The organism is Methylophaga muralis (genome assembly GCF_001720165.1).
Taxonomy (GTDB): Bacteria; Pseudomonadota; Gammaproteobacteria; order Nitrosococcales; family Methylophagaceae; genus Methylophaga; species Methylophaga muralis.
Window position 1 is genome coordinate 1 of record NZ_MCRI01000053.1, and the last position, 10,010, is coordinate 10,010.

Genomic DNA, 10,010 nt, shown 5'->3' on the forward strand with positions numbered 1-10,010 from the left:
CAGGTCCAGGTACCAGTTCACACATTGATTTATGATTTAGTTATTACTAACGAAAATTTGATGCACGACCAAATCGAGCTAACTAACTGCACATCTCTATGCTTAATCAATAAGTTTGAAACTGACCGAATGCAAACAAAGGAACAAAAAAAAGAACAAAGACATAATCTTTGCCCTTTTTAGCTTATAACTCGTTCCCATGCTCCGCGTGGGAGCGCGTCACAACAGAAGTTTACTCAGACCAAACCGCATATTCATTGCCATTCGGATCAGTAAAATGAAACCGACGACCACCGGGGAATGAGAAGATATCCTGGGTGATTTTACCGCCTGCGTTTTTGACTTTCTCGACCGTATTTTCCAGCTCATAACTATAAAGCACAACCAGTACACTTCCATTAGCAGTTGTCGCCACCAAGTCAGATTTAAAAAATCCACCATCCAGCCCGGCATTCTCAATGGCAACATACTCAGGGCCATAATCCACAAAAGACCAGCCGAATGCTTCACTAAAAAATTGCTTAGTCACGTCGAGATCTCGCGATGGCATTTCAAGGTAATTAATCGTTCCGGTTTGTTTCATGATTCGGTTACTTTTGCCTTATGTGTGGTTCTGCAATTAGGTAAAAAAGCTATTTTTTATCGACCTCTGTTTTCTTTCCCTGATTCATATTCATCAGATAAACAGACGCTGCCAAAGCCAGAACGGACAGGGCCAGGTAAATTGCATCAAGTGGAGTGATGAACTGGATATCCACTACTGCTCTGAAAAACTCAATTATCACTGCCAGAATAACCACTCTGACAATTTTATCTTTCAACTCATCAAAGGTTTGTATATTGAATGGATGAGCGACGCCATTTTCCTCAGACTGATCAATAGGGGAAATAAACAGTCTGTATACACCTGCACCAAACATAAGCAGTACGACCGCTACCAGATAAATATCAATGGCAAGGATGATATCGGTGACAATGAACTCGTGAATGTCCTGTTCACTCCGCCCCAAATAATAATTCACTGCGGAAAATCCTACTTTTAATATATCCATCGTCCCCACAACAAACAAAACCAATGATCCAATCAAGCTTGAAACCACTGCGATTAAGACTAAAAATCGTGATTTCCACAAAAATTGCTCGAAATAATATTCGATTTTTTTCATTGGATACTTACTCTTATAAAAATATTTAAAGATGCTGGCTTGAACAAAATAATGACGTTATTGCACTAGTTTTGCATTCTTTACCTCAATAAACCACTTCGGCTGCATGGCATCAAAGTCGGTTCTCATATTAGCTGGCAGATAGCTTGCCGAATCCAGTACAACTGCTTCGCCATTTTCGCGCGTGAAAACCACCCAGTGCCAGAAGTTTTTGCCCTCTTGCTGATGATGTTTAATAGCTAATAAGGCTAAATCCGGTAACGCTTCCCATGATTCAAAAGCAATTTCATCGGCAGCAGTCTCAATTCCGCTCAGTGCCAACATCTGCCTCACATATTGTGTGTCAGACCATAGCGATTGGTCTTCAGCATAAATCCCCATTGCGTTGGCGATAACTTTCATTTCTAAATAGCTTTTCCCAAGGATATTAGCTACTGCCGCAATGCCACATCCTGTGGTTTCTTGCTGTATTACTGGCTTCAAAAATGACTCTTCCTTACACTGGATAACGATATGATTTTAGTATCTTTAAATTACTTTAGTGCGATTTTTACATCACCTCTACATTATCTGATTCAGTCTTGGCAGCGTCTTTATTGGCATAGGCTCCTTGAGCCATTAACATCTCGATCAAACTGGTCGGATTGGAGCCTTTCCCTTCAGCCTGATGAGTAATGTAATTGAAATCAAGATCAATCCATTGCTGAAGCTGAGACTCATAGTCCTCTGGATATTGTGATTGCTCAATCGCCGGGAGCTCTTTGTAGTGGTTAAGCACCTCGGTAAAGAAGTTAGTGAGCTTGCCGGTGCGGTTATATTCGTCCGTTGCCTGGGCCACGACCTTTCTTCGCCAGACCTCTTCCTGGTCATAGGATTCCAGCCATGCTGCACGCCGTTCATTGATGGTGAAACTGCCACTTTCATCGTAAGCAATCAGGGATAATTGATCTCGTGACATGCCCTTGAAGGGATTACTCCCCATGCCATTGACGAAATCGGTAGCTTGTTTAGCGCGTGCCAGCAACTCTGGGTCGTCGGTGTTGGGAACCTCATTGTCGTGCTGGAGCTTATTATTATCGTAGCTATTGCCAATGAGCTGATCGATCAGAGTTTTGGCTTTGTGAGCAAGTTCATTGCGACTGAGGCTGGCGTCTCGTGTTTCGGCAAGATTTGCCGCTTCACTCAACTGACGAGCCAGATTCGAAACAGTGGTGGTAGTAGGACTCGGGGGCGTTGTTGTGCTGGTCGTGTCTGTAACAGCTTGATACTGGTTTATCGTAGTAGTGGCAAGCCGACTATTGTAAAGCGTTGTGTTATTAGTAATGTCAATCATGACTGTCCTCGTCGTGTATATCCATTTCGCCTCCAGGAAATGTCATAGACCCGAAGCAATAATTGGCAAAGAATCAACTTCAAATACGGTCAAAGCAATTTCTATACCTATCAACAAATAAACATTGAACTTGTATGTAAACCGCTACTCGTCACTTTGATGATATAGTCGGCATTTTTCCAACACACGAAATGACGATGAGCCAACCACGCGCTGACAAAAAGGAAATTTTCGGCTGGGCAATGTTCGATTTTGCCAATCAGGCCTACACATTGCTGATTATTACCGTGGTGTTTGGCGATTTATTTACCCGGGTGATTGTTGGTGATGCCGAAAATGCCTATCGGCTGGGCAATCTGTTGTGGAGCTTGTCACTGGCAGCCGGTTATTTATTGGTGGTCTTAACGGCACCCTTTTTCGGTGCGGTGATGGATCTGACCGCTCGGCGCAAACAGTTTTTGTTCATCAGTTATTTAGTGACAGTATTCGCTACGGCGCTGCTGTATTTTGTGGCGCCCGGCTACATTCTGCTCGGCATGTTGCTGATAGTAATTTCCAACTATGCCTATTCCATTGGTGAGTCGTTTATTGCCAGCTTTTTACCAGATCTGGGACCGCCAGAAGATCTTGGCAAAATCTCCGGTTTTGGCTGGGCACTGGGCTATGTCGGTGGCTTAGTAGCAACTGGTTTGGCTTTATTGTTTCTCGGTGAAGTCAGCCTGGAAAATTTTGAAAATGTGCGTTGGGTTGGACCATTTGCAGCGGGATTTTTCCTGCTGGCTGCCATTCCGACTTTTTTGCTGCTGAAAGAACGTGGCAAAGCCAGTCACATCAGTGGTATCAGTATTTGGCAGCAGGGTTGGCAACGGCTGGAAGGCAGCCTGAAACATCTTCGCGGGTATGAGGATTTAAGTATCTTTCTGCTGTCGGCATTGTTTGCCATGTCGGGTATTTACATCATTATCGCTTTCACCTTTATCTACGGTGCACAGGTGGTGCAGTGGGATGAAAAAATGCGGGTGCTGACTTTTATCACCGTGCAGGTCACGGCAACCTTGGGAGCAATATTTTTTGGCTGGGCCGAAGATCGTCGCGGCAGTCAGTTTACCTATCAATTTACCCTGCTGTTCTGGATTGGGGCGGTATTATTAATCTGGCAAACACCCAATATTACTGATGCAATTAACTCACTCGGTTATCAAGCTGAACGGCAGGATATCTTTCTGGTGGTCGCAGTGGCGGCTGGTTTATGTCTCGGTGCAACACAATCAGCCAGTCGCGCTATTGTCGGCAAATTAACCCCATTGCCAAGAGCAGCTGAGTTTTTTGGCTTCTGGGGTTTATCACACAAACTGGCAGCCATCATTGGTTTGGTTGGTGTGGGCTTAATGCAGGCACTGGTCGGTTTGCAAAATGCGATTTTGCTGTGTGCCGTGTTTTTTGCTCTGGCATTTATTGTCTGCCTAAAAGTGAACTTATCGCGAGGTCAAATCAAGGCAGGACAATATCCGAAAGACTGATACCTCAACAATTAATAAACGGCATCTAAGGCTTGTTGGTCTCTTTGCTGACATCCCCATATAAAGCACAAGACCAAGATAAGCCCATCAACAGCTTTACCCGCCCCAGCCAACGGCACAATCACCAAAACTTAAGAAACAACCAAAATTAAGTCAAGCGAACGATCGGCATAGCGATTGACCAGATAGTTATCAACACCAAACCCTCCCCATACAACACCAGCATTGCCGTTACAAAAGCTGTCGATGCATGTGTTTCATCCTAGCTAAACACCGTAAACATAGATGTCACAGACCAAATTAGTAACGTCAATGCCGGCCATGTCGATGTGACTATTCGTTTTGGATAACTGCCTGATAGTGGCCTGCATGCCCGTCGTCTCGGGGAAACAGGTCGAGTGATGATTGCTTCGCCAGATTATTTAGCCAGAGCAGGTATTCCACAAATACCTGCCGATTTAAAAAGCACATTACTCAACACGAATCACGCCGTTTCTATAGGGTAGCTGTGATAATCCAGTGATCTGAAATCCTCTTTGAGATCTTCCCCAAACTCCAGAATGGTTTCATCTTCATCATCGTAATCAATGCAGAATCAATGGGGTCAGAGTCTGACCCTATTGATCATTGAGCTCTTAACTGGGGGTGTTACCGCTAGAGCTCAAAAAGGCATCGACAAGCTGAGTTCGATCGCACTGGAACTGTTGTCATCGTTATCGTTGGCGACTGACATCATGTGGCTAAGCGCAAGTTGACTGATAAGCCATCCGTTATCAAAACCAAAACCAGTGCGGAGGCGTTGATTGCCATATTCGTTGAGGTTGCTGTTGAAGAAAGGTGTGAGGGTGCCAACTGATCGGCCATCGGCTCCCTTAAGGTCAAAGCCATAGGTGACTGTGCCGCCGATAGTGTATTGGGTGTAATCGGTTTGTCCGGCAAGATAACTGCCTTCTAGGGCGGCGTTCAGCCCGGTGAGTCTGTCAGACAGCCGCACACCGCCACCAATAGTGAATGCGGTTTTGTCATTATTTATTGCATCGGTGAAATCGTAAATCAAGCTGGTTTCAAGGAAAGGTGAAATGGTCAGGTTTTGGGTCGGTGTGAAATCATAGGCGGCTTCGATGGCCGGTCTGATCTGACGGGTGTTCGCAGTTGTTCCCGAAACGACGGTATTGTCGCTTTCGGTATAGCCATCAACCGTTTTGCGTGCCGCAATAAAGCCCAGGGACGGGGTGAAAGATACCGCCGACAGAGATTTAATAGGGATGACCCGATAGGACATGTTGACGGAGGCATACCAGATATCCGATTCCGTCTTGCCCGATACCTCATTGTTATCGCGCGTGATATCAATTTTACCGATGCCGAAACCGGCTTGAGCGGAAATGACCAACCCGCTGACAGGAGTGTAGATCGCATAGGGCGAAACAACCCATCCCTTTTCCTGATAGGAGCCGTCATTAAATAATGTGTTGAGGTCGGTATCGTTATATCCGAGAGACAGACCTGCCGTCATGTTTTCGGCGAGTCGGTAATCCAGCCCGACATTGTAGCCCCAGACATCACCGTCATAACGATTATCATTGGCACCACTGACATAGTCGTTATCGAACGACGTATATGATCCGTGTCCCCAAATTGTGAAGGGTAATGCAGACACAAAAGAGGAGCGACCACCAATACCACTGGCACCGCCGGCATTACCCTGCTCTCTCGGGCCAAGGCCCAGCATGTGCATGCCTTCGCCGGTTGAGCTGTCGAAACTGGCCATCATGGCGATATGCCGTAAGCCTTCATAACCTGTGGTTGAGTTGGCACGATGGTAATAAGCGGGATCATCGAAAAGATTGGCATTTGTAGCATTGTCATTGTTGTTTCCAAAGCCACGACCAGTTGTGCCGTTCCCCTGGCCGGAAGTCCATCCGCTCGTTGCATAGTCAGCAGGGGTGCTCACTGCGGAAAGGCGTGCACCGATATTCTGTAACAGTACGGTTGTCTGGGAACGTGACACAGAAGATACAACAGCCGAGGAGGTGGTGGGTTTGCTGCTTTGTGGTGTTTCGGGGGTGGGGTCTGAAGCTTCGTCGCATGACAATGTCACCGCAGTCATGCCGCCGCTGTTAATCACCAAATTCAACCGACCGCTGGTTGTATTTCGCGGTATGGTGATGGTTTCATTTACCGTACCGCCGATATTGATCGTTCCGTTACGGGTGATTGTCTGGTTGCCGTTGGCAATGTCTGTATAGATGAAAGTGTAAGTGTCCGCGGTGCCGTTGTTTTCGGTGAGGCTGACAGATGCCGTCTCGTTCACCTCGAACGCCAGGTTCGAACCGCTTACGCCGTTTGAATTTCCGCTGAACGTCCACTGCGTACAGCCGGCACTTTTGGCAAATGCTTCATCGGAAAAGGTTAAGACCGTGCCCACCAATGCTATGCACAGTACGGCGGATTTCTTCAATAGAAATTTGCTCATTTATGTTTCCTTGCAAGCTTTTCCTCCCTGTTTCGCCGTCAGTACAACAGGGAGTGTTCCATTTCGTGGAATTATAGAAATATAATTTCTCCAAATGCAAGATATGTAGGTGATTTAAGGGGCCAACCAGCTTGATTTAGTTTGACTCCATAAACTGATGTAATGAAGTCACTAAAAACCTATCGCTACCAAAACCAAAAGGGGCAGACTCTGCCCCTTTTGCTCGAACTCTAACTCAACACGAATCACACCGTTTCTATAGGGTAGCTGTGATAATCCAGTGATCTGAAATCCTCTTTGAGATCTTCCCCAAACTCCAAAATGGTTTCATCTTCATCATCGTAGTACCAATTCAGCGTGATGTGATTATTGTCTGCAGCCGCTTTGTTCAATGCATCAAAAAAATTGAAAAGGTATTTCGTGCTGGAGCTGTTGAAATAACCCAGTGAAATATTAACCTCTATCATTTTGTTACTGCACTTTTGCAGGTATGACATTGTTGCTTCAATTATTGGCTGATAGAAAACGCTGGCATTTTCCGGATAAGACTCACCACGCATTGAAAGCCTGTTTTGGTCAAACTGAAGAGAAACTTCTGGAGTGGTAGGTGATGCCGAAATGTAAAGATTGTCCATTTTCCATCCTTAATACGTAATTAAATGCTGGTTTGTATGCAAAAAAAAGTGATCTCCGGATTCTCAGGATCAACAATGAATTCAAAATTCAGTGGCGCGCTGGCGTCTCGTGCGATGGTCAGAAAACCTAGCCCTGCACCTTTGCTTTGATTGGACGTTTCTTCACGAAGGGCTTGCTTATAGGCGAGTTTTATTTGCTCGAGTGACATACTGCGAAGTGGTTCAATACGCGAGCGAATTGTTTCCACATCAGATGAAGCAACGGGATTGGATGAAAGCAGAAAATAGTGGTCGTCATGGTAACCAATACAGACTGAACCTCGGCGTATTTCATCACTTAGCTGACTTGGTGGGGTCAAACTTTCGGCTGAGTAATGGATAATATTTTGCGACAACTCCACAAACGACGAGAAAAGTTTGCGTCGGGTTGGCCCAGCAGCACCAGAAGACTCAAGTCTGGCACGAACGGTTTCGGCCATAGCGGTTACAACATGCTGTGAAAAATATCCCACATAGCAAAACAGAATATTTCCCCGGCGGGCCATGTCACTAAATTGAATCAGGTCGGCATGATACATAGTCATATTCATATGATTAATGGCTTCGAAAACAGAAAAAGGTTAAGTCATCACGACGGGGCTCACTGCCTTGCCAACTATTGAACTGTGCTAGCAGTGATTGGCAAATTTCTTTTGTTGTTTGTTGTTTGCAGAGATGCAAGGTATCTCGAATATGACGTTTGCCAAAAGCGATTTTTTTAGCATCGCCTATTTGGTCAATCAAACCATCCGTGGTGATAAAAAATAATGTGTCGTCAGGTGTTTTCAGCTCGCTGTTCTTCCACTGAAAATCTTCAGGTGAATCAATATAGCCCACGCCCATTCTTACACCATCCAGAGTTTGAACCTGATCCTCGTCCGGCGTGATATAGAAAAGCGAGGTTTTTGCACCAGCGTATGTCAGCGTTTTACTATCACTATTGAACCAGATAAAACCAGCATCAAGCCCCTCATCTGATTCTGGGCGCGTGGCAGCATCAGCAAATTGGCCCAACAGACTTTTAATACTTCCATTCACACAAGCTAACAATTGTGCTGGACTTTCTGGCCCGTACATTTCTAAGGCCTGCGTCAGGCAAGATGATGCAATCATTGTCATAAAAGCGCCGGGTACACCATGGCCCGTACAATCTGCAATCGCAGCAAACCACCCATTGTTATAACGGCAAAAGTGGTAAAAATCGCCTCCGACCACATCTCTTGGCTCCCAAATCATATAGGCATCATGAAATGCTTCCTGAAGGACGCTTTGCGATTGGCGCAACATGGCACGTTGAATAACGCTAGCGTAATCAATGCTGTGGAGGATCTGACGATTTTTCTCTGCCTGGATATCAGCAACCTGGCTCATCAGATCCATCCCTCTCCCCATACCCAGATAGTCACCGTGTTGATTGGTGATGATAAAGCCATCGGCAAATGCCTTTTCACCTGAAGCGACAGCCCTAAATGTTAATTCTTCAATAGACATGGCTTCATCGGCTTGCAGCGGTTCCTTATCCATAAAAGCAATGCAGCTTTTCTTACCATAGATTTCGCGGTGAAAAGGCTTGGAAACATGTGACATAAAAATATTACGATTAATCAGCCCAATCGCCCGACCTGTCTCTACCACTGGCAAACTGATCAACGACTTGTTCTGAGCAAAAGTGTTTTGCACATCTTGATTACATGTTTCAGGAGTTACTTTTAGAGAGTGAGACAGAAGATCTCCAGCACAAGCTTGGCGAGTACGGGGCAATTGTGTGCGGGTTGCGTCAAAGACGGCGTTCATGGGGCTTCCTGAAATTGCGATATCAACTTAAAGATTAAGTTGCTTCAATGACGAGAAGATTACAGAGGGTAAACTCTATGCCCGAATCAAGTTGGGTGGACTTCAATTATTCCCGGCAAGCTGCATTTTGGAAGCTGCCACCGGTAATGGCTGCTGGCGATAAAACTGGCATAACAAACCATATACCTTTGGCATATCTTGTTTCATGGTTTCGGGAGTTTCGAAAAACGTTTCACTGCACACAGCAAAGAATTCTGCCGGACTGGTTAACGCATAATCATCGAGCGGCAATGAGCGATGATGTTGCAAGTCATTTTCCAATCGATCCCACGCTGCTGAAAAGATATCGTGCCATTCGCCGGGACGCATATCGGGATGCATCGGTGGCGCACCATTGGCACCATCACGCAACATATCGAGCTTATGTGCTAACTCATGAATCACCACATTACTGGCTTTGCATGATGCGTCTTTGCACCGCTTTGGCAAATCGCCTGCCAAGATAAAATCACTGGACCTTGTTCCCAGGCTTCGCCGCTGAGGCCCGGACTCTTAGCATGAACAACACCATCTTCAGTGCGATAAGGGCGATTAGGTACAAAATCGCCCTCGTAGATAATAATGGTTTGCCAATGGTCATACCAGCCCAAGCTAAGATGCAGAATTGGGACACAGGCCATAGTGGCAATCTTCAAACACATTGCATCGGTGAATTGAAACTCGGCACCAGAGAGGAATGTTTTACGAGCGAGAAAATGAAAGGTCATCTCCCGCAGAGCATCACGCTCTTCGCCTTGATAACGCTGCATCACAGGCCAATCAGCAATGGCAGACTCCCATTGCTCGGTGGTGAAAGCCAGTTTTTTAATGCGCCGATCTTCCCGCCATTTACGCAATCGCTTAAACACGTTTATGCTTCTCCACTAAAAATTATCAGATTTACAAAGCATAAATTTGATGAACCAGTGTTGAGTTTATTTAAGACCAAGAATATCTGCGATCTTTAAAAAGCCGTGATAAAACGTAAAGGCAATAAAAGATAGTGCT

11 protein-coding genes are annotated in these 10,010 nt (G+C 45.5%); 1 reads left to right on the plus strand and 10 read right to left on the minus strand.

All coding sequences use genetic code 11. The annotated features are described in order from the left end of the window. Positions 1-232: 232 nt before the first annotated feature. The 4 genes from A9E74_RS12865 to A9E74_RS12880 all read right to left on the minus strand — a co-directional run bounded on the left by A9E74_RS12865 (position 233) and on the right by A9E74_RS12880 (position 2,499). Positions 233-583 (minus strand): VOC family protein, encoded by a 351-nt coding sequence (locus A9E74_RS12865; protein WP_069297008.1) that lies wholly within the window; start codon positions 581-583, stop codon positions 233-235. 49 nt (positions 584-632) lie between these two features. Next, complete coding sequence (locus tag A9E74_RS12870; RefSeq protein ID WP_069297009.1) at positions 633-1,166, minus strand: YqhA family protein; 534 nt, start codon at positions 1,164-1,166, stop codon at positions 633-635. Between the two features lie 57 nt (positions 1,167-1,223). After that, positions 1,224-1,649 (minus strand): YbhB/YbcL family Raf kinase inhibitor-like protein, encoded by a 426-nt coding sequence (locus A9E74_RS12875; RefSeq protein WP_069297010.1) that lies wholly within the window; start codon positions 1,647-1,649, stop codon positions 1,224-1,226. A 67-nt stretch (positions 1,650-1,716) separates the two neighbouring features. Next, complete coding sequence (locus A9E74_RS12880; RefSeq protein ID WP_069297011.1) at positions 1,717-2,499, minus strand: hypothetical protein; 783 nt, start codon at positions 2,497-2,499, stop codon at positions 1,717-1,719. 197 nt (positions 2,500-2,696) lie between these two features. Here A9E74_RS12880 and A9E74_RS12885 point away from each other — a divergent pair, with 197 nt between their 5' ends. Continuing rightward, positions 2,697-4,019 carry an MFS transporter gene (locus tag A9E74_RS12885; RefSeq protein WP_069297012.1) on the plus strand — a complete coding sequence of 441 codons (1,323 nt, stop codon included), beginning with the start codon at positions 2,697-2,699 and terminating at the stop codon, positions 4,017-4,019. A gap of 661 nt (positions 4,020-4,680) precedes the next feature. On the opposite strand, the gene A9E74_RS12890 is transcribed toward A9E74_RS12885, so the two are convergent. From A9E74_RS12890 to A9E74_RS14540, 6 genes are all read right to left on the minus strand, one after another. Further along, the gene (locus A9E74_RS12890) at positions 4,681-6,495 is read right to left on the minus strand and encodes an autotransporter outer membrane beta-barrel domain-containing protein (protein WP_069297013.1); all 1,815 of its coding nucleotides are present in this window, start codon (positions 6,493-6,495) and stop codon (positions 4,681-4,683) included. 245 nt (positions 6,496-6,740) lie between these two features. Further along, a complete protein-coding gene (locus tag A9E74_RS12895; RefSeq protein WP_069297014.1) occupies positions 6,741-7,130 on the minus strand; it encodes a DUF1987 domain-containing protein in 390 nt (129 codons plus the stop codon). 20 nt (positions 7,131-7,150) lie between these two features. Continuing rightward, positions 7,151-7,720, minus strand: coding sequence for a SiaB family protein kinase (locus A9E74_RS12900; RefSeq protein ID WP_211116070.1), 570 nt, complete (start codon positions 7,718-7,720; stop codon positions 7,151-7,153). A 4-nt stretch (positions 7,721-7,724) separates the two neighbouring features. Then, on the minus strand, positions 7,725-8,963 hold the full coding sequence (locus A9E74_RS12905; protein WP_069297015.1) for a SpoIIE family protein phosphatase: 1,239 nt from the start codon (positions 8,961-8,963) through the stop codon (positions 7,725-7,727). Positions 8,964-9,065: 102 nt separating this feature from the next. Then, on the minus strand, positions 9,066-9,407 hold the full coding sequence (locus A9E74_RS14535) for a zinc-dependent peptidase (protein ID WP_218104321.1): 342 nt from the start codon (positions 9,405-9,407) through the stop codon (positions 9,066-9,068). After that, the gene (locus A9E74_RS14540) at positions 9,404-9,871 is read right to left on the minus strand and encodes a zinc-dependent peptidase (protein WP_218104322.1); all 468 of its coding nucleotides are present in this window, start codon (positions 9,869-9,871) and stop codon (positions 9,404-9,406) included. The genes A9E74_RS14535 and A9E74_RS14540 overlap by 4 nt, the downstream gene beginning before the upstream one ends. Between the last annotated feature and the right edge of the window lie 139 nt (positions 9,872-10,010).

What these genes read in the sequence shown, in the direction of transcription:
- A9E74_RS12865 (WP_069297008.1), bottom strand. Translation starts at nt 583, where the DNA reads ATGAAACAAACCGGAACGATTAATTACCTTGAAATGCCATCGCGAGAT.
- A9E74_RS12870 (WP_069297009.1), bottom strand. Translation starts at nt 1,166, where the DNA reads ATGAAAAAAATCGAATATTATTTCGAGCAATTTTTGTGGAAATCACGA.
- A9E74_RS12880 (WP_069297011.1), bottom strand. Translation starts at nt 2,499, where the DNA reads ATGATTGACATTACTAATAACACAACGCTTTACAATAGTCGGCTTGCC.
- A9E74_RS12885 (WP_069297012.1), top strand. Translation starts at nt 2,697, where the DNA reads ATGAGCCAACCACGCGCTGACAAAAAGGAAATTTTCGGCTGGGCAATG.
- A9E74_RS12890 (WP_069297013.1), bottom strand. Translation starts at nt 6,495, where the DNA reads ATGAGCAAATTTCTATTGAAGAAATCCGCCGTACTGTGCATAGCATTG.
- A9E74_RS12895 (WP_069297014.1), bottom strand. Translation starts at nt 7,130, where the DNA reads ATGGACAATCTTTACATTTCGGCATCACCTACCACTCCAGAAGTTTCT.
- A9E74_RS12900 (WP_211116070.1), bottom strand. Translation starts at nt 7,720, where the DNA reads ATGAATATGACTATGTATCATGCCGACCTGATTCAATTTAGTGACATG.
- A9E74_RS12905 (WP_069297015.1), bottom strand. Translation starts at nt 8,963, where the DNA reads ATGAACGCCGTCTTTGACGCAACCCGCACACAATTGCCCCGTACTCGC.